Genomic DNA, 20714 nt, shown 5'->3' with positions numbered 1-20714 from the left:
GAAATACGTGTCACCGCCCCTCTGCCAGAATCGCCTCCGTCTTGTCACTTTCGATCCATCCACTCTCTGGCTAGACGCCAGGGTGTAAGCCCCCCCGGCTATCGCACGTCGACCGTGCTCGCTGTTGCGCCCTTCTACGCACTCGTTATTGCGTTCGCGCCCGGAACCGCTCTTGTGGTGTTCGTCGTGAGCGCGTCGCGGTGCATTGATTCGACCAAAAGTAAGGGCAGCGTAATTCGTGGCATATCCAGATCTTCCGCATCACTCGGCAGTCGTCTCACACGGCACTTGCATTCGTTTTATCTCTCAAGCCTTGGCGATCGCCTGCTTCGGCGCGCTCATCGGTGGCCTGGCACTTCATTCCGAAACGGCGGTGGCGCAGACCCCGCCGCAGATCGTCCCGGACTCCGTTCGGCAAGGGATCCAGGACGAGCGACTGGAGCGACAACGAAGAGAGGCGCAGGAACGCCAACATAGAGCCGACGCACCCGACGTCCATTTGTCGGCCCCTGCCGACGGCACCGAATCCCCGATCGACACCACGCAACTGCCAACGGAAGCGCCCTGTGTTCCGCTAACCGACATCACGATTACCGGCCCGGATGGCGATGCCTTACCGAGTCGGTTCGCCCCCATCGCGACTGCCCTGAGTCGGTTTGTCGGCCAGTGCGCAGGCACGAAAGGCATTGCGTTGATTGCATCGCTGGCGACCGACGCGGTGTTGGCTAACGGCTGGGTCACAACCCGCGTTTCAGTCCCGGAACAGGACTTGGCCGGTGGTCGCCTGACACTGCACCTCATCGTCGGCCGGATTTCGAGCATCCGATTTGCCGATGACGGCGTGAGAGGCAGTTGGCGATCCGCCTTTCCCCTGGGCGAAAGCGACATCCTTTCGATACAGGGGCTCGAACAAGGATTGGAGCAGCTAAAGCGCATGCCCAGTCAGGACGCAGACATCCGTATCGAGCCCGGCAAGGGACTCGGGACCAGCGATGTTCTGATCGACGTGCAACGTCGACGTCCCTGGCGACTGCTGGCCTCCGTGGACAACAGTGGCACCCGCGACACAGGCCGCCTGCAGGGGCAACTGGCCATCGGCATCGACAACCCGCTAGGACTAAACGATCTTCTCGACCTTTCCGCGCAGCACGACTTGTCGACCGGCGACGATCGCTTCGGCACGAAAGGCGGCACCGTCAGCTATTCAGCACCTTGGGGTTACAGCACGGTTTCGGTCTTTGGGAGCACGCGCACCTACTTCCAGCGTATCGCGGGTGCTAATGAAACCTTCGTGTCCAGTGGACGAAACCAGACAGCCGAACTAAGGGTGGAACGCGTCGTGCATAGGGACAGCCGAAGCAAGACGACTGCGGAAGCGCGAATCGGCCGCCGGTTCGGCAAGAGCTTCATCGAAGACTTCGAGATTTCCCAGCAATACAGGAACAACACGTATCTCCAACTCGGGATTGCCCGAAGGCGGTATCTGGGTGCGGCGCAAGCGGACCTTGCATTGAGCTATCGGCAAGGCATGCCGTGGTTCGGCGCACAAGACGATCTGCGCGACCCGGTGACGCACCAGCCGACGCCACAAACGTATCGCTACCGCATGTTTCTCGCCGACGTGCAGTGGTCTGCCCCAATTCGACTCGGCGGCGTCCCGTTAAGACTCACCGGCACGTTTCACGGCCAGACCACGGCCAATGCACTCTGGGCCGTCGACCAGATGGCAATCGGCGGTCGATACAGCGTACGAGGCTTCACGGGCGATCAAACACTCAGCGCAGCACGCGGCTTCTTTCTCCGTCACGACATCCACGTGCCTCTCGCAATGAGCGCTCACGCCGTCTATGTGGGTATGGACTACGGGCGAGTGTTCGGCCCCGGTACCCGCCATCTTCCGGGCACGCAGTTGGCCGGCGTTGCACTTGGACTCAGCGGCCAGATCGGCGCATACGGCGGCCCCTGGGGCAACGCCAACTACGACGTTTTCGTCGCGAAGCCCATTCTCTATCCGTCCGGATTTCCTGTGAACACCGCCGTCGCAGGTCTCTCCCTCGCCGTTCGCTACTGAGCTCAGCCCATGAATACACATTGCTATCGACTGATATTCAGTCACGTTCAACATCAATGGGTCGCTGTCGGCGAAAACGTCAGGCGCGGCAGGACACCCGGAAGCGATCGGAGCGCTAAGCGCCGCACGGCCATTCACAGGCAATCGCCGTGCTCGCCGTCAGGCCTCGCGCATGTGCTGCGGATATCGTTAATCCCTGCACTGCTAGCCATGGCGCATCCGGTGACGACTTTTGCTCAAATCGTCGCGGCCCCGGGCCCGCATGCACCGGGCGTCAGCACGACGCCCAACGGCCTGCCGCTGGTGAATATCACATCGCCCACCGCGGCTGGCGTCTCTCAAAATCAATACCACCAGTTCGACGTCCCCACCCAAGGCGCCATTCTCAACAACTCGCGCACTATCGTGCAGACGCAAACCGGAGGGCTCGTTCCGGGCAACCCCAATCTCGCGGGCGATCCGGCGCGAATTATCGTCAACCAGGTCACGAGCACGTTGCCATCGAACGTTGCCGGCTATTTGGAGGTCGCAGGTCAACGGGCGGAAGTCATCATTAGCAACCCCAATGGCCTGACCTGCAACGGCTGCGGCTTCATCAACGTACCGCGTGGCGTCCTGACAACCGGGTTGCCTGTATTCGGCGGCAGTGGGTCGCTTGAGGCCTTTCGCGTCACCGGCGGTCTGCTAAAGATCACCGGGAACGGTTTGAATGGCAGCAACCTTGAGAACACCGCTTTGCTTGCACGTGCAGTGGAGATCAATGCCGCCGTTCACGCGCAGCGACTGGACGTGATCACCGGGCTGAACGACGTCGACGCGGCAACGTTCGAAGTTCGTCACTCGACACAAGCCGAAGGAGGACGGCCAACGTTCGCCCTGGACGTTTCGCGACTTGGTGGCATGTACGCGGGAAAAATCCGACTGATAGGCACGGAGGCCGGTGTCGGCGTCAATATGGACGGACACGTGGCCGCCAGTCGTGGCACCGTAGTGCTCAACAATGCTGGGCAAGTTCAGATTGCCGGTAAGTTGCACGCGAGCGAGGACATTCACGCTCGGGCAGATGGAAGTCTCTCCGTCAGCGGAGAGATGATCTCCGACGGAGCACTCGATCTGGCGTCAGCACGCGAGCTTATCAGCGCTGGCACCTTGCGCAGTCGTCACGACATGACGCTGGGTAGTGGCGGCACCTGGCGACATACGGGAGTCGCCTCGACCGGGGGACACTTCAGCGCACGAGCCGGTGCCCTCGCCTCGGCCGGCATGATCGCCTCAGGAGCCAATCCCGATGGAACAAGCGGCAGTCCGGGAGACGTATCGGTCTCGGCCTCAGGCTTACTGCAATCGAGCGGGACGTTCTCGTCGACGGGAAATCTCGAACTATCAGGCGACGCAATCGACCTGTCAGACGCGTCTCTGACGGCACTGCATGGCATGCGAGTCCATGCCCGCATCGGCGACATTTCGATGGTACGGGCTACGACGACCGTGGGTGACGCGATTCACATGGCGGCGGCAAAAACGATCGACCACGACTCGGCCACACTCAAGTCGGCCGCTCTGTTCATGGAGGCCGTTGCGTTGAGCAACCGCCGGGGCACTGTCTCTCAATGGGGCAAGTCTCCTGTCCAGATCAAACTCTCGGGGTTGCTGAACAATCGCGATGGTCGAATACAAATCAATGGCCTCGATCTCTCGCTGACGGCGGCACACGTCGACAACATCTCGGGGAGGATCGAACATGCCGGTACCGGTGAACTTCACGTGCGCGCCGCATCCATTGATAACGGGCAAGGCACCATTGCCACGAACGGCGACCTATCTGCGGTAACCGACGCCTGGCGAAACACGAGCGGCTCCATATCCGCCAAACGATCGTTGTCTGCGTCGATTCAAGAGGAATTTCGCAACGATGCAGGTCTGATCCAGTCCGGGTCGAAGTTCTCTCTGAGCGCCGACATCGTCGAGAATCGTGGCGGCCGAATGCTCGCCCTTGGTGACGACCTTCATCTTCGTGCGCGCGATCGAATTCATAACGCCGCGCTCAACGACACAAAGGGAGAGATTGCGGGGAACGCGAATGTCTTCATTACGACTGTCGACCTCTCCAATTCCGACGCACTCGCGGCGCAGAACTCACTCATCATCGACGTTGCGCGTCGCCTTCTGAACCTTGGCGGCACGATCACTGCACAGCACGACGTCACCCTTTCGGTCCGGAACGCGCTCGACAATAGCGACGGATCGATACTGGCTGGCGATAAGTTGGCCTTGCGCGCCGATCAGGTCGTCAACGCCCGTGGGCAACTGGAAGCACGCTCGCTGTTCGTCGATGCCCGGCAACTCGACAACCGGTCCGGCGCCGTTCGCCAAACAGCGAACCGTCCACATGACGCCTCATCGCTACGCGTCGGACAATCGCTCGACAATCGTGGGGGCACGATCCACTTCGGGGCGCACAACGCCAATATCGACGCAGTGGAGCTGGACACCAACGATGGCGACATTGCGCATGCCGGATCTGGAACGATCACCATCACAGGAGCGACGATAGCCAATCGCGGCGGACGTATTCGAACCAACGGCGATTTACAGCTGGATGGCGGCGAGATTGCGAACGGCCGGGGGCATCTCAGTTCACGTGGAAGCATGACAGTGAACACCGCTCACGGGCTGGATAACACCTCCGGTCTGATAGCGGGGAAACGTCTCTCGCTTAACGTCGGCGGGGCGCTCAACAATCACACCGGTCTCATCGAGGCCAACGACGCCCTTTCACTCGACGCACAAGCATTCGACAACACGGCAGGCAGACTCCAGAACGCGGGACAGGAACTGACGAAAATCACCGTTCGCAACGCGTTGAAAAATACCGATGGTGGACGAGTCGCCGCAAACGCAGACATTGAACTTGGCGTTGGTACGTTCGACAACCGCGGCGGCCGACTGAGCGGGAACACGCTCGTACTGAAAGCGTCATCCGACGTCATCAACGATGCCGGACACGTGATCGCGCTGAAGGGTCTGAGCGCGATGGCCGGTCGTGGATTTTTCAACCATTCGGGCCTGGTGAGCGTCCACGACATGTTGACGCTCGCCGTCGAAGGCGACATCGACAACGGCTCGGGGCGTTTTGAGATCGGAGCGCCCAACGGCCGCATGCTGATGTCGGGACGACGTCTGGATAACGAAAACGGTAGCCTTCTGAATGCCGGTAATGGTGCTATCGACATCGTGCTTCGCGAGCGGCTACGAAACGTCGCATCCGCCCGAAGCGCAGCGAATCGGGGAGGCAATATCGCCGGTAACGGCGCAGTCAACGTACATGCAGGTGGCGTCGACAATCTAGATGGGGCACGCATCGAGGCCGGGACCGCATTGACCATTGCGTCGACAAAGGACATCAACAATCAACGGGGACAGTTACACGCCAACGAGGCGATAACGGCGTCTGCGGAGGGTGACTTCGGGAACGTCTCCGGGGAGGTCCACTCCGGCACCGCGCTGAAATTGACGACGCGCGGTGCGCTGAACAATACCGACGGAAGCCTTGAGATCGGCTCCGCCGCGGCCGATGCCTCCACGACTGCGAACAGCGTCGTTTCGATTACCGCGGCTAGCATCGATAACACCGATGGCCGAATTGTGAATGGCGGGCAAGGAGATCTGACCCTCGTGTCCGACTCACTTGCCAACGCCAGGACAAGCGACGCCGCCCGATCCCATTCCACAGGACTGATCGGCGGCAACGGACGTCTTTCCATCACGACCTATGCCCTGACAAACGGGCCGTCCGCACAAATCACGTCCGGCACAGGTCTGGCGTTAGCGATCAGAGATACGTTGACCAACGATGGCACGATCTTTTCCAACGAAGACCTCACCCTGTCCCGGGAAAACGGAGAGCAAGCGGGAAGTTTCACCAATGGCGGTGTAGTGCAGGCACGACGTGACGCGTCTCTCGCGGTCGAGCGACTGGAGCATAAAAGCGGCGAGATTTCCGTGAATCGGACGCTGGACCTTCGGACGAACCAGTTGTCAGGCACCGCCGGATTACGGGCGGGCGGCGATATGAACATCGCACTGCCCGGCGACTTCGTCTACGGCCCGAACCATATCTGGAAAGTTGGCGGAAATCTGACCCTCGGCGTAGGGGGCGCGTTAGGGATCCACGGCTTGCTGGAAGCCAACAAGGTACTGAAGGTCACGGCGACGCGGGTATTGAATTCGCAGGGCGGTCGCCTCCGGGCCAGTTCGGTGATTGTCGACGCTTCCGGTGATTTCATCAACGAAACACGTGTCGACGGTGACGACATCCGACTGCGTAGCACCGCGTTGCGCAATAGGGGATCCATCCTCGGCCATCGCATTCGGTTCGACGGCGCACGCGTTGAAAACACGGGTGAACCAGCGGTGATCGCTGCCACGCAGCAGTTGGACATCTTCGCGAGCGGTGAAGTCGTCAACCAAACCGGCGCCACGCTGTTCAGCCTTGGGCAGCTACGCATCGCGGCCGGTGACTCTATCGATGCCGAGGGCCTTCTCACCGAGCAAACCGCACGGCTCGTTAACCGCTCCGCAACTATCGAAGCCGGTGGCGACATCGATATCGCCACGCGCGATTTCATCAATGATCGTAGTTACATCAACGTCACTGAAGGCGAACACGAAAGCACGGTGCAGACCATTCGCGACGTCTGGATTGCGGGTTACATCGCCCTGCCCGACCCGAATAGCCGCGAGAGGTGTGCCGCACATACCGGCAGCGCATGCGAAGAATTGCCCACCGTTCATACGAGCCACAGCCTGAGCGTAGACGGTGAGCCTCCATTGATCGGGACACCACACATCGAAATCGATATCAACGGGCGCACGATCGAGACGACGAAGCTCATCCCGAATCCGCGGAATCAAAGCTTCACCCAATGGCGTTGGGGTCGCGAGGCGCGCGCGGCGCATTCGGCAGAAAAACTTCGGGCGGTCGGCGCGCCGATAAGTGTCACCATTCCGAAGCGTGGGCTGACTGCACTCGATACCGCGGGGAAGACGTTCTCCCTTGAAAAGCCAATCATCGAGGTATCGCTCCGACGCGGATCGTTCTCCGAATACGACACCCGAAACATCACACGCAGCGCGGTCCAGCATTTCGAGTCGATAACGGATGACGGCCACGGAAACTGGATTATCCAATTCTGGCCTGACTACGACCCTGCCAGACATATCTTGCCGACGGTCGTTGACCAGTCGGGCCAGGCGATCTCGGGCGCTCCGGACGAGGGGGTGCGAATCTTCCGGCGAGGACACGGCATAAGCGATGGCCGCGATACCAATGAGTACCGCCGCAGTCTCACCGTCCATAGCCGAACCGACGTATTGGGCGATGTGGCTGCCCCGGGCGTTATCACATCGCAAGGCACGATCCGACTGAACGTCGATAACGGTACCGCACTGAATCACGCGTCGACGATAAGCGCGGGCGGGGACCTGAAGGTCCGCGGAAACGACGGGCAAATTACGAGTCGCAGTGTCGGATTGAAGCGCGTCGAACGGATCGAGCAGGTGTCAGACCTTTACTGGCACGAAAAGAGCGGAAACAGCGACTCATGGTTCACCTCGGTCAGTCTTCCTGGCTTCGAGCGAACGACCATCGTCGGCGGGCTTTCGAGTCTTATATCGTCGAATCAGGCGACCCGACTTCGTGGTCGCGACATTACGATCGAGACAGCCGCCATCGACGGGACGGTCATTGGAAGCCGAAACACCGACAGCGGCGTGAACGCGTCATCGAGAGTCTCCGTGAATTCCAATGTTGAGTCCGTCTCCGCTTCCACTCGGGCGTCCGTTGATACGCTGAACGAAACTGCGATGCACCCAAAGGCCGTGGGTGCGATTCAGACGCTCGACGCCATTTCCGGCGGTATTCCGGGGATCACCCTGCCAAGAAGTGCGCTCTTTCAGGTGATCTCTGCGCCCGACCATCCTTACCTGATCGAGACCGATCCACGATTTACGGAGCGCGGCACGCTAGTCTCCAGCAACTACATGCTCGATCTGCTTGGCATTGACCCGTCGGCCGTGGAGCGGCGCATCGGGGATGGCTTCTACGAGGCTAAGCTGATCCGGGAGCAAATTCTCAAGCTCACCGGGCAAGCCACCAGTGGGAAAGACGACACGTTAATTCGGAATCTGTTGGCGCAAGGGGCTCGGGCTGGACGCGATCTGGAGCTTCGTATTGGCATTCGATTGACCGCCGAGCAAATGAAGGCGCTCACGGACGACATCGTCTGGCTTGTGCGGCAGACCGTCACGCTGCCAGACGGGACAACACAAGAGGTCCTTGTTCCTACGGTTTATCTCGCCCATGGAAAGCGCGTCACCATGCAGCCCGGGGGCGCATTGGTCGCAGGTAGCGACGTCCACATTGAGGCAACAAATCTAATCGACAACGCGGGTCAGATAGCCGGGCGCGCCAGCACCCGATTAACGGCCGACGACGTTCGGAATCTCGGCACGATCGGCGGTGCAGGGAACAAAGGAAAGGTGGAGGTCGTCGCCGCGCGCGACATAACCAATATTGGCGGCGATATTTCGGGACGGGACGTTGACGTCATCGCTGGGCGTGACGTCGTCTTCGAGAACGCCTTCAACACCTTCGAGTGGCGCAAAGGGTCTCAAGGCGGTGCGACGACGTCCATCGAATCTCTGGGCAACGTGTCCGCGACCCGATCCGTATCCGTTTCCGCAGGTCGAGACCTGACCGTCGTCGGGGCGGCCATCGATGCGGGCGAGGATCTGAAGCTGACAGCCGGGCGCGACATCTCATTGGGCGCGAGCGCGTTGCAACGAGACTTCGGCGGTGGCACGCAAGACAACCACAATCAGACGCGGATCAAAGAGCACGTGGCGTCGCAGATTACTGCTGGTGAACATGCGACGCTGATCGCAGGGCGCGACTTGACTGCATCGGGTGCACGCGTTGGTGTGGATGGAAATATCGCTATCGTCGCGGGCCGAGACGTCAAGGTCGATGCCGTCCTGGACAGCATTCAGGACGCCGGGCGCGTTCGCAGCAGTTCGTACTCCACCGAGGTAGATAGTTACGAAGAGACCGCCCGAGGAACGCAATTGTTGGCTGGCAAGGGAATCGGCATAGCCGCCGGGCAAGCCGCGGCGTTGAGTCGACTGCTGGAGCAACGAGGCGTGAGCGCCTACGTGTCGACGGACAAATCCGGCACGGGTGACGTCACCATACTCGGCGCCTACCTCAGCGCCGGTGGCGACGCGCTTGATCGGTCCACGACGAAACCGGTTCCGGGCCGCGCAGGCAAATCCGATATTCAAATCACGGCTACTGGGGACATCACCGTCGGGGGCGTTGCCGCGCAATACGACGACGTCCGCTGGACGCAACGAACGAGCAACGGTCTTCTGTCATCGACGACGGAGACCACGCATCGGGAGCGTGACGGAACACGCACGACGGGGAGTACGTTGTCCGGGGACGCCGTTTCCTTGGTGTCGGGACGGGATATCGCGATTGCGGGTAGTCACGTCATCGCTGACAACAACGTCGTATTGGGCGCGCGACGGAATATCGACATCTCCTCCACGGAAGACCGCGGGACTTCACTGTCCTCCTCCGAAAAAACGACCACCGGTGTTTTCGGCGGTGGCACGAGTTTCACGATTGGCAGCCGAACTGAAAAAGACAAACAACAACGTGAGCAAGTGAATCAAACGGGAAGCCTCGTTGGGGCGGTCAATGGCGACGTCATGGTTCGTGCGGGCAAGGATTTCCGGCAGGAAGGCAGCACGGTTCTCGCGCGCGACGGAAGCATCGAAATCGCCGCCAAGCGCGTTGCCATCGTCGAAAGCCAGGATTCGGAAAAGTCCGTTCACGAGCGGGAAGTCAAGCAATCTGGCCTCACAGTCGCCGTATCGAACCCCCTCCTGAGCGCCGCTGAAACGCTCGGCCAGATGGGCAAGGCCGTTGGCAAGGTGAACGATTCCCGCATGAAGGCTCTCGGTGTCGCCGCCGGGGGGCTTGCGATCAAGAACGCCGCAGACAGCGTCAAGAATCTACAGGACGCGGCCAACGTCAATATCTCCGTCACCGTCGGAGGATCGAAGCAACAGAGCCGCGAAACGAACGACAGCACGACGTCCACCGGCTCGACGGTGCGAGCGGGACGCAACATTGCCATCCACGCCACGGGCGACGGTAATCAATCGTCGATGCAGATTCGCGGAAGCACGATCGAGGCGGGAGACAACGTGACACTCGCTTCGGACGGCGCGCTCGACATTCTCGCGTCGACCGATACGGCCGAGCACCATCGAACGTCCAGCGGGGTATCTGGCGGCATAGGACTGGGCATCGCCCTGGGGACAAAAGGCTCGACCATTGGTGTAACGGCCAACGCAAGCCTGTCGCGCGGCAAAGCCGACGGCTCGGACGTGACGCATCGATCGAGTCACATCAAGGCGGGCAACGTGGCCGAAATCTCATCGGGAGGCGATACCAATATCCGCGGCGGGACGGTGAGCGGCGAGCGAGTTATCGCGAGGGTCGATGGCGATCTGAACATCGAGAGCCTTCAGGACACCAGCCGTTACCAGTCGAAAGACCAGTCGAAAGACCAGTCGATCAGCGGGAGCGGAACGGTGGGTTTCGGCGGGGCGTCCGGCAGCATCAACGTCAGCCATCAGCAAATCAACAGTGACTTCGCCAGCGTCGTGGACCAGGCGGGAATCAAGGCGGGAGATGCGGGGTTCGACGTGACGGTCAAGGGCAACACCGACCTGACGGGAGCGGTCATTGCATCCACGGAAAAAGCGGTCGACGCGAATAGGAACCGTCTGAAAACTGGGTCGTTGACGACCCGTGACATCGAGAACCACGCAGAGTACGACGCCTTCGGTATCAGCTTGGGCGGCGGCATCAGTACGGGCGGTGGCGACAACGCAAAAGTCGGGACCGATCAGAAGGGGGATGCTCAGACCGGCGCTAACGCGACGCCGGGGACCGAACTACCGAAAACTGGGCCTGTCAGCGTCGCGCCACCGATAGTTGTAGCGGCTGGCGACAGCGCCTCCAGCGTCACCCGAAGCGGAGTAAGCGGGGCTGAGATCGAGATTACGGACGAGGCAAGGCAACTCGACCTGACGGGTAAGACGGCGGAGGAAGCAATAGCGGATGTCAATCGTGACGTGTCGTCGGATCGGGATGGGAGCAATGCCCTCGCCAACAAGTTCGACAAGGAGCAGATCGAAGCAGGCTTCGAGATCGTGCGGGCGCTGCAGCGCGAAGTCGGGACGTTTGTGACCAACCGGGCGAAGGAATTCGAGGCGCTGAAAGAGGCGCGCAAGAAGGAAACGGATCCGGTGAAGATCGCGGCGTTGGACGGACAGATTCAAGACGCGGCGAAGTGGGCACCGGGCGGACGCTACCGTCAGATAGTCACGGTGATGGCAGCGGCAGCGGGTGGAAACGTCACGGCAGGGACTGGCGAATTCCTGCAACGGGCGGCCGTCGGCTATTTGCAGACGTTAGCGGTGGAACAGGTGAAACAGATCGCCGACAGCCTCGGGAGCGAATCTGCCCGAACAGCCCTGCACGGCATCGTCGGCTGCGCCGGTGGAGTGGCGGCGGGAGGCAACTGCGGCGCGGGTGCAATGGGCGGTGCGGCAAGCGTAGTACTTGGCAACTTGCTCAATCAGATAGCCGACACGCGCAATGACGAATTACCGCAGCAGGACAAGGAGGCCCGGATGAATCTCATTGAAAGCGTTGTGGCAGGCATCACCGCCGGGACGGGCAATGACGCCACGACAGCGAGCATCGCGTCTCGTCTGGAGTTGGAGAACAACCAATTCACGCTTCCACAAGGCGTAGTAAAAGCGGGTGCCGCTGCGGCCTCGCTGGGGGAATTCATGAGCCAGAACGGCGCATCTGCCAAGGAGATTCAGAAGGCACAAACCGATCTGCTCGAATGGGTCGGCACTGACGTACCGCAGCCAGCAACGCTGCTTCTAAAGAATTGGGCAATTTTGATGGGCAGTGCGCCAGCACTCGCGCCGGGTGCTGCTACTGCAACCGGCATGGCCGTAGGCGGCACGATCGGTGGAACCGCAAACCTACTCGTTCAGAAAGCGCTCAACGGCGAGCAAGAAATGAGTAAGGTCGATGTGCTTATTGCTATTGCGAACGGGGCGTTAACACAGGGACGAGGAATTATTGCGACAACGTCGATCAGTACTGCCGGTGCCGCCATAGGGGCAACAATCAAAGGAGATGCCATAGGAAATGCCTCCATGGGAGCGACAGTTGGCGCGGCAGTTGGTGGTCGTGTCGGCTCAGCAGCAAGTGACGCCGCACGCTCTGTCGCAACTCCAGCGGTAACGGACGCATTCGGTGCCATTGTTGGTGCAGTAGTTTCGGAGGTGACAACGACAAAAGCTCAAGAAAAGCTAAATACCCCCAAAGAGAAAAAATGAAAAAAAATGACATATTTCAGATAGCAATTTTTACCACATACGCGTGCCTATCAATCTTCCTTACAGTTTTGCTACTTATCATTTCAATATGTGCTTACTCATTTTTCACCACAGGAAACTATCCCTTTTACATTGAAGATGTTATTTACTCAGCAAAGGCAGGACTCGCCGGAGGCATCCCACTTGGCATAGGATCTTGGGTTTTAACAAAAATCGAAGAACATAAAAACCATAAATAGCGAACAGTATTACAAGGCCCACTCAACGCCCAGCGACAATAGATATTCAGATTGACGACGTCGAAAAACGGACACCGGGTGAGCGCTATCGCCAGATTTTCACGGTCATCAGAGCAGCCGCTGGAGAAAACGTGACGCCGACAACCTGGAAAGCGAATCTGCTCATAACGCTTTGCACGGCATTGTCGGACGCGCCGGAGCCGCAACAACCGCGGTGCCCGTTCCATCGGCGGTGCCGCAAGTGTAGCGCTCGGTAACTTGCTCAACCGAATGGCCACGCTCGCACGCCCGAATCCGCCCGTATCGCCTGAGTTCGGCTTCACTGAGGGGCTCATGCTTTCTGCAACAAAGCCACGTGGAATCGCCTCGGTGGATTGGCCATGTATTTTTTCGGGTTTAGTGTTTTCTCGGGAACGCTTACCTGGCTATTTTTGAAGAAACCTCCAACCGCGCAAAACCAAACATGAAAAAGAATTTTTTTATTAAAAAATCTTCTATTTACGTAGCATTTGGATCGGCACTTGGAATTTCAATATTCCAATCATTTTTTACCCCAATATTCTACAATCCTGACGGCTTCAGCATCGCGGGACTCGCCATGTCTGCAATTGTCGGAATTCTTTCTGTCAATATCTCTGCAACTGTGGGAAGAAGATTAAATGCGCTTGATGATGAACCCGAATTCTGGAATTTCGAATTTAGACGATGGATATTCCCCTTCATCGTCGTAGCACTGGTAGTTCCGGCCATTGGCCATATCATAGGAATCGTCCTCCAAGGAAGCCCCTTATTAATTGTTGCGCTCACCATGTGCAACTTCCTTCTGAACCCATTAGCGTATTGCATACTCACAGCCCGCATCTTGAAAAATCGTCTTGCGCATGTTTTTTTCTCGGCGTTGCTCACCTGGTTGATTTCAGCCCCATTGCATCTAATTTACAAGCAACCGTTGCAGATCTGGTTCGCTGTGTTTCCCGTTTCCGCATTGCTAGCAATTACCGGATATCTTGCAGCTCAAGGCACTAAAGCCATTCGAAGCCGCGCCGTCGGAATCTAGACCTCGCGCGGCGTTGTTGCATAAATTCGGGTTTGGTTGGGCTGACGTTTAGGTGCAACGGTTGTGAGGGTAGTCGATCAGATCCCGACCGATAGCCAATCGATATCATCGGCGGCGACGGCGTTTACAACAGCATGCCGTGTCACGCGGCGATTGCTGCGCGAGGTGCGCGGCCCTTGATTCCACCACGCAATGGTGCGAAGCCTTGGTCCGAGCTTACGCCGGGTGCAGCCTGGCGTAACGAGGCCATCGATGTCATTGAGAAAAGCAGCCGGCGCGAATGGAAAGTCGCCAGCGGTTATCACCGGCGCTCGCTGGCTGAGACCCTGATACCGCCTCAAGACGCTCACGGGACACAGCCTGTGGGCGCGCGAAATTGGCTCGTAAGCTACCGAAGTGGCCATCCGGGCAGGCGTGCTCAACCGAATGACCATGGTCGCACGCCCGAAATCCGTCCGTATCGCCTGAATTCAGCTTCACTGAGGGGCTCATGTTTTCGATCTCAATTGATGCACCAACGCCCTGGCGATGCGACCTCGAAAACTCACGAGCTACTCATGGCCATTCACTGAGCATTTTTTGACGCACGACGAGTGGCCCTGGGCCATTGGAAAACTGAATTAGAGGTGATTGGCGGTTGCGCCGCTGGCTCGGCGTCGGGAGGCAACTGCGGCGCGGGTGCAATGGGCGGTGCCGCAAGCGTAGTGCTCGGCAACTTGCTCAATCAGATAGCCGACACGCGCAAGGACGAATTACCGCAGCAGGACAAGGAGGCCTGGATGAATCTCATTGAACGCGTTGTGGCAGGCATTACGGCAGGAGTCAGCAAGGACGCGACTACGATGAGCATCGCAGCCGCACTAGGCATCAAGAAGGATACGTATCACGGCCGAAGCTAATGATTTATCAGACAAATACCAAGGCAATCTACGGTCGTTACCCGATGGGTTTGAACGATTGGCCGCGTCATCATCGACGCCTGGTTTTGCCCGGTGCAAGACCCGTGCTTCAGGCCTTGGCCAGCACACCATCCGTTCAGAACCCACCGACGGCTCGCGTGAGCCGGTCAACGATCCAAGAGGTATTTGATGCACGCATGTCCCATCCCCGACGCCGTATTAGCCGACGATGACGCAGTCGAAATGCTGCGCGTCTGGACCGCAGAAAAGACGATGTACTGCTCGATGAAGGTCGGGATGTATCAGGAAACCCGGAAGGTTTCCGAGGAAGCGGTCTGGGGCGTCATTCTCGCGGACGTCGCCCGTCAGGTATCGGATGCCCTCCAACAGGCCTACCCAGACGCCGAAGCCGACTCGCTCGCCATGGTGCGGGATCACTTCCTCAATGAGTTGCGCATCCCGTCGCTCCTTTCGACCGAGGACGCGCCACCTCAACGTCACTAATTTCGCGACTTAACGACTCAACGACCTGACGACGTAACGACGTCGCGATGCAACGCCCTCAGCGAGCGCCCATCCGGGTTCTCGCGATCAACAGCGTCGTCAGACTGATCACGGCGCCCACCATCAGATACAACCCCGGGGCCAGCTTGTTGCCCGTCGTGGCAATCAGCCACGCGACCGCCAACGGCGTGAAGCCGCCGAAGATCGTCGTCCCCAGGTTGTAGCCGACGGCCATGCCCGTGGCGCGTGTGCGGGTCGGGAACAACGACGACATCAAGGCCGGGATCGGCGCGAAGTACACCGCCTTCAACGTGCCCACCCACAGCATCACGACCATCATCGTCGCCAGCGACGCATGCGCATTCATGAAGGCAAACGCCGGGTACACCGTACACAGGAACAGCACCCCGGCCACCAGCATGATGCGAATGCGTCCGACCTTATCCGACCAATGGCCCACGAACGGCGTGAGCGTCATGATCACAAACCCTGTCACCAGCGTCGCGATAAAGCCCTGCGCAGGCGGCAGGCCGAGTTGCTTCGTCGCATACGTCGGCATGTACAGGATCATGTAGTTCGCGGTCGTCGTCAGAATCAACGCGCCAATGGACACCAGAAGACGCGACTTCTGCGTCGCGAGCACCTCCCACACCGGAGACTTGCCTGCCTCGCCGCCCTCGGCACTTGCCGCCTTCTTGCGAGCCGCATCGTTCGCGAACGCTGGCGTTTCGTCGACGTACTTCCGGATGTACAAGCCGATCGGGCCGACCAGCATCCCGAACAGGAACGGAATTCGCCAGCCCCATGATTCGAGTTGCGGTTGTGTCAGCGCGCCGGTCAGCACCGCCCCGAACGCCGACGCCAGCAAGGTGCTCGCGCCCTGACTCGCGAACTGCCAGCTCGACATGAAGCCGGGACGGTTCGGCACGTGCTCGACCAGAAATGCTGTCGAACTTCCGAACTCACCGCCCGCCGAAAACCCCTGCATCAGGCGGGACAGGAAGATACCGATGGGCGCCCATACGCCGATGACCGAGTACGTCGGCATGAAGGCGATGATGCCTGTGCCGACCGTCATCATCGCAATCGAGAGCATCAGCGATGCGCGGCGTCCATGTCGATCGGCGTACGCGCCGAGCACGAACGCCCCCAACGGACGCGCCAGATACGACAGCGCGAATGTGCCGAGCGCCATCAGCAGCGACACGGTTTCATCATGCGCAGGAAAGAACAGCTTCGAGATCGTCACCGCAAAGTAGCCGTAGACGATCAGGTCGTACCACTCGAGCGCGTTGCCAATGGACGTCGCGACGATCAGTTTGTAGACAGGCACCTCCGAACGCGCGCCCGCCTTCACATTGACGTCGTTGCTCCCCTCGGCATGATCCGCCCCGGCGGCGGCAGCGGAACTGTTCATCGCGGTTTCCCCTCTTTCAGGTTGACGTCCCCCAGATCCCAGAACAGGCCCGCCATGATCTGCAACGCCTCACGCGCCACCGAACCCAGCAGATGCTCGTCCGGCGCGTGTTGCGAGCACGCCGGATAGGAGTGCGGCACCCACAGCGTGGGCAACCCCAGCACGTCAGCAAAAACATCGTTCGGCAACGTGCCGCCGAGGTTCGGCAGCAGTACCGGCGGCTTGCCGGTCGTCTCGCGCATCGACGCCAGCGCCCACAGCACCCACGGATCCTCAGGGTCGAGACGCGTCGCCATCACACCGCGCTCGACTTCGACGTCCACCATCGTGAAGCCATGCGCGTCGAGGTGCGCGCGCACGATGTCCCCCAGACGCTCCCAATCCGTCCCGACGACGAACCGGATCTGCATGTGCGCGTAGGCGTAAGGCGGAATGGCGTTGACGGGCTTCTCGGGATTGCCCGTCTTGAAGGCCAGCACTTCGATGTTGTTCCAGCCGATGACGCGCTCGGTCGGCGTCAGGCCCGGCTCGCCGTAGTCGGCATCGACCTCGGGATCGTTCGGGCCGCCACCGACTTCGAGTCCGGCCAGTGCACGTCGCACCGACGTCGGCAGTTCGGGGGGACGCAATCCCTCCACCAGAATCTTGCCGTTGCCGTCGACCATCGACGCAATCGCATTCGCCAGCACGACGCCCGGATTGCGCAGCAGACCGCCCCAGTTCCCGGAGTGATGGCCGCCGTCACGCAGATTCAGGCTGAGTTTGAAATTGACGAGACCGCGCGAGCCAAGAAAGACCGTCGGTCGCTGCGCCGCCAGACGCGGACCGTCTGAGGCGATCAGCACGTCCGCACGCAACTCGTCGCGCAGTTGTTCGCAGATGGCATGCAGCCCCGGCGAGCCCATTTCCTCGCCCATCTCCACGATCATCTTCACGTTGTAGCCGAGCTTGCCGCCGCGCGCGGCGAGCACCTCCGCGAGCGCCGCCAGATTGATCGTGTGCTGCCCCTTGTTGTCGGCGGTGCCGCGTCCGTACCAGCGGTCGCCCTCGACGACGATCTCCCACGGCTTGAGTCCGTCGCGCCATTGCGCGTCGTAACCGCGCACGACGTCACCGTGCCCATAGGTCAAGACGGTCGGGGCGTCGTCGCTTTCGTGACGCTCGGCAATCAGGAACGGTCCACCGCCCGCAATCGGATTGGGGACGATGCGCGACTTGAAACCCAGCGTCGCGAGCGCAGGCGTCATCTCGTCGGAAAGATAGGCGTGGAGAACGTCGCCGCTGTCGGGCTCCTGACTCTCGGTCTTGTAGGCGACGCGACGATTGAGGGTATCGAGGAAAGCGCCCGAATCGTATTGGGCGGTGGCTTGGGAAATCGCTGCGCTACGGGTCACTGCTTGTCTCCAGATGGCTTTATGGGCACGGCTGCCGGTCTCGCTCATTGGTACGACATCGATGCGACGCGTGTCGGTAGCACGCTGCGGCACAACCGTTCAGGCCATTCTAGGAGTCGGTATTTTTGACAAAAATGATAATATTTCGAAGGTTTCTTTGCCGTTTCGGCAAAGCAGAAATGACGCCTAAACGACGCCCTTCTACCCCGTTCACCCCATGCAAACACACGCACTGCGCTACTTTCTGGAAGTCGCCCGGACAGGCTCCCTGAGTCGGGCGTCGGAACGCTTGCATGTGGCGGTCTCGGCGTTGAGCCGTCAGATTGCCAAGCTGGAAGAGGATCTGGGGACGCCGCTATTCGAACGGCGTCCGCGCGGCATGGTGCTGAGTGAAGCTGGCGCGCTACTCGCAGATCATGCGCGCCGCGTGTTGCTCGATGCCGAGCGTGTCACGTCGGAGATTCGCGGTCTCACGGAAGTGGGACGCGCAACGATTCGCGTGGCCAGTTCAGAAGGTGTGGCGCGCGACTTCTTGCCGCAAGTCTTCGCGCGCTTTCGCGAGGCGTATCCGGGCGCTCACTTCCTACTGGATGTCGTCTCGCCGTTCGAAGCGACGGAGCGCGTACGCGACGGCGAAGCCGATATCGCGGTGTGTTTCAGCGTCGCCCCCGAAAAAGGCGTGCAGGTCGTTCACACGCAACCCGCGCCGATCTATGCGTTGATGGCGAAGAAGCACCCGCTCGCCAAGCGGCGCGACGTGGCCCTTGCCGACCTGCTGCCGTACCCGATGGCGCTATCGGAGGCCGGGGTGACGATCCGCCAGATGTTCGACTTGTGCTGCACCCTCGAAGGCCTGCTGTTCGAACCGGTCTTCATCAGCAACTACCACGCCGCACTGCACAGCTTCGTGCGCTCGGGCAACGCCGTCACGCTCACCGGGCTGCTGACGGTGCGCAGCCGTCTCGCGCCCGAAGGACTCGCCGCGATCCCCATTCGCAATCCGGCGCTGCATCAGCGCTCCCTTCAGGTGCAGACCATGGCCGGACGCACCCTGCCCGCGCCCGTCGAGGCGTTTCTCGGCCTGCTCATTGACGCCATCCGCGCCCCCGAAATTCTCGACAAGCCGTTTGCCTGACGTCACGAACTCAAGACGCAGCGCCGCTAGTTAGCAGGCGGTGGCGGCGTCGTTGCGACAGCCTGTGCCTGCGCAACGCCATCGTCGTTGGCCATCTGCTCGCGGTCGGTCAACTGCGCGAAGATCCATGCCGAGCAACACGTGATCAGGCCGACACACGCGAACGTCGCACGAAACGCCGGGAGTGCGCCTACGCCCGCCGCCTCGCCGAACGCGCCCGTGAACGTCACCAGCAGCGCACCGCCGACCGTCAGGCCGAAGCTCATCGCCAGCATCTGCACGAGCGAGAACAAGCTGTTACCGCCACTCGCATCGTCCGGATTCAGATCCTTGAGCGTCAACGTGTTCATCGCAGTGAACTGTATCGAGTTGATGCCGCCGAGAATCCCCAACTGAACGATGAGCAATGGCACTGGATAGTGAGGTGTGACCAGCGAGAAGCTTGCCATCACCGCACCGGCCAGTATCGTGTTCCATACAAGGACGGAGCGATAGCCGTAACGCACGACGAGATGCGTCGCCAGGCTCTTCGCGAAGATGCCCGTGATCGTGATCGGCAGCATCAGCAGCCCTGCCTCGAACGCCGTATAGCCGAGGCTGACCTGCAACAGCAGCGGGACAAGATACGGCACGGCCGCGATCCCGATTCGGGCGAAGAGATTGCCGAGCAACCCCACGCTGAACGTATGCACACGAAACATGGCGAGCGAGAACAACGGCTGGGGCGTGCGGTTCGCATAAAGCCCGTAAGCGACGAAGCCTGCGAACCCGACCACGAGCAACACCAGCATCAGCGCGTGCGCGCCCGCCATATCGGCGTGACGGTCGAGCGCAAGCGATGTCGCGACCATCCCCACCGACAGCAGCAAATAGCCTTTGACGTCGAACGATGTCTGGTGCGGGGCGCGCGCATTCGTGAGGAAGAAGTGGGCCGCCACGCATCCGGCGACACCCACCGGCACATTGATCAGAAACACCCAATGCCACGACGCCACTTTGACCAGCCAGCCGCCGAGCGTCGGTCCGATGAGGGGTCCGATCATGCCGGGCACGGCGACGAACGCCAGCGCCTGCAAATACTGCTCGCGCGGGAATGTGCGCAACACGGCCAGACGCCCTACCGGCAACAGCATCGCACCACCGAAACCCTGCACGACGCGCCATAAGACCAGTTCGTCGAGCGTGCTCGAATAGGCGCACATGGCCGAGCCGATGGAGAAGATCGTAAGCGCACTGGAGAAGACGACGCGCGTGCCGAACCGGTCGGCGAGCCACCCCGACAGCGGGATCGTCACGGCCATCGTCAGCGCGTAGGCGATGACGACCGCCTGCATGTGCAACGGCGACTGACCGAGGTCGCGCGCCATCGCAGGCAGCGCCGTGTTGACGATGGTCGAGTCCAGCGTCTGCATGAAGAAGCCGACGGAGACGACCAAAAGCATCGCTTTCTGCCGCCAGGCGGCCTGATCGGGTGAGGTCATATGTCGATGGACGATGGCAG

Annotated in this window: 9 protein-coding genes and 2 pseudogenes; 8 read left to right on the top strand and 3 right to left on the bottom strand. The window is 60.3% G+C overall.

Annotated elements, in window-relative coordinates:
• Positions 1-238 precede the first annotated feature (238 nt).
• The 7 genes and pseudogenes from ACIQWO_RS13895 to ACIQWO_RS13865 all read left to right on the top strand — a co-directional run bounded on the left by ACIQWO_RS13895 (position 239) and on the right by ACIQWO_RS13865 (position 15267).
• Positions 239-2071 carry a ShlB/FhaC/HecB family hemolysin secretion/activation protein gene (locus ACIQWO_RS13895; protein ID WP_402824698.1) on the top strand — a complete coding sequence of 611 codons (1833 nt, stop codon included), beginning with the start codon at positions 239-241 and terminating at the stop codon, positions 2069-2071.
• Between the two features lie 9 nt (positions 2072-2080).
• A pseudogene (locus ACIQWO_RS13890) lies at positions 2081-2197 on the top strand (ESPR domain-containing protein); the annotation flags it as partial.
• 84 nt (positions 2198-2281) lie between these two features.
• Positions 2282-12568: a hemagglutinin repeat-containing protein gene (locus ACIQWO_RS13885; protein WP_402825373.1), complete on the top strand. Its 10287-nt coding sequence runs from the start codon at positions 2282-2284 to the stop codon at positions 12566-12568.
• Positions 12569-13270: 702 nt separating this feature from the next.
• Positions 13271-13864, top strand: coding sequence for a hypothetical protein (locus tag ACIQWO_RS13880; RefSeq protein WP_402824695.1), 594 nt, complete (start codon positions 13271-13273; stop codon positions 13862-13864).
• A gap of 72 nt (positions 13865-13936) precedes the next feature.
• Positions 13937-14332 (top strand): annotated as a pseudogene (locus tag ACIQWO_RS13875) (transposase); the annotation flags it as partial.
• Positions 14333-14490: 158 nt separating this feature from the next.
• A complete protein-coding gene (locus tag ACIQWO_RS13870) occupies positions 14491-14763 on the top strand; it encodes a hypothetical protein (RefSeq protein ID WP_402824692.1) in 273 nt (90 codons plus the stop codon).
• Between the two features lie 189 nt (positions 14764-14952).
• Positions 14953-15267 (top strand): DUF5076 domain-containing protein, encoded by a 315-nt coding sequence (locus ACIQWO_RS13865; RefSeq protein WP_402824689.1) that lies wholly within the window; start codon positions 14953-14955, stop codon positions 15265-15267.
• A 58-nt stretch (positions 15268-15325) separates the two neighbouring features.
• Here the strand turns inward: ACIQWO_RS13865 and ACIQWO_RS13860 are convergent, their stop codons facing one another.
• Together ACIQWO_RS13860 and ACIQWO_RS13855 are read right to left on the bottom strand one after the other, a co-directional pair.
• Positions 15326-16684 (bottom strand): MFS transporter, encoded by a 1359-nt coding sequence (locus ACIQWO_RS13860; protein ID WP_402824686.1) that lies wholly within the window; start codon positions 16682-16684, stop codon positions 15326-15328.
• On the bottom strand, positions 16681-18078 hold the full coding sequence (locus ACIQWO_RS13855) for a M20 family metallopeptidase (protein WP_402824683.1): 1398 nt from the start codon (positions 18076-18078) through the stop codon (positions 16681-16683). The genes ACIQWO_RS13860 and ACIQWO_RS13855 overlap by 4 nt, the downstream gene beginning before the upstream one ends.
• Before the next feature lie 217 nt (positions 18079-18295).
• On the opposite strand from ACIQWO_RS13855, the gene ACIQWO_RS13850 reads away from it, so the two are divergent.
• Positions 18296-19213, top strand: coding sequence for a LysR family transcriptional regulator (locus ACIQWO_RS13850; protein ID WP_150666512.1), 918 nt, complete (start codon positions 18296-18298; stop codon positions 19211-19213).
• Between the two features lie 26 nt (positions 19214-19239).
• On the opposite strand, the gene mdtD is transcribed toward ACIQWO_RS13850, so the two are convergent.
• Positions 19240-20655 (bottom strand): multidrug transporter subunit MdtD, encoded by a 1416-nt coding sequence (gene mdtD / locus ACIQWO_RS13845; RefSeq protein WP_402824679.1) that lies wholly within the window; start codon positions 20653-20655, stop codon positions 19240-19242.
• Positions 20656-20714 lie beyond the last annotated feature (59 nt).

The organism is Pandoraea sp. NPDC090278 (assembly GCF_044772185.1).
GTDB lineage: Bacteria > Pseudomonadota > Gammaproteobacteria > Burkholderiales > Burkholderiaceae > Pandoraea.
Note: the sequence above shows the minus strand (reverse complement) of the source record. Positions and strands in the feature narration are given on the sequence as shown.

Coding starts and splice junctions, on each gene's coding strand:
- ACIQWO_RS13860 (WP_402824686.1), bottom strand. CDS start 16,684: ATGAACAGTTCCGCTGCCGCCGCCGGGGCGGATCATGCCGAGGGGAGC.
- ACIQWO_RS13880 (WP_402824695.1), top strand. CDS start 13,271: ATGAAAAAGAATTTTTTTATTAAAAAATCTTCTATTTACGTAGCATTT.
- mdtD (WP_402824679.1), bottom strand. CDS start 20,655: ATGCTTTTGGTCGTCTCCGTCGGCTTCTTCATGCAGACGCTGGACTCG.
- ACIQWO_RS13865 (WP_402824689.1), top strand. CDS start 14,953: ATGCACGCATGTCCCATCCCCGACGCCGTATTAGCCGACGATGACGCA.
- ACIQWO_RS13850 (WP_150666512.1), top strand. CDS start 18,296: ATGCAAACACACGCACTGCGCTACTTTCTGGAAGTCGCCCGGACAGGC.
- ACIQWO_RS13885 (WP_402825373.1), top strand. CDS start 2,282: ATGGCGCATCCGGTGACGACTTTTGCTCAAATCGTCGCGGCCCCGGGC.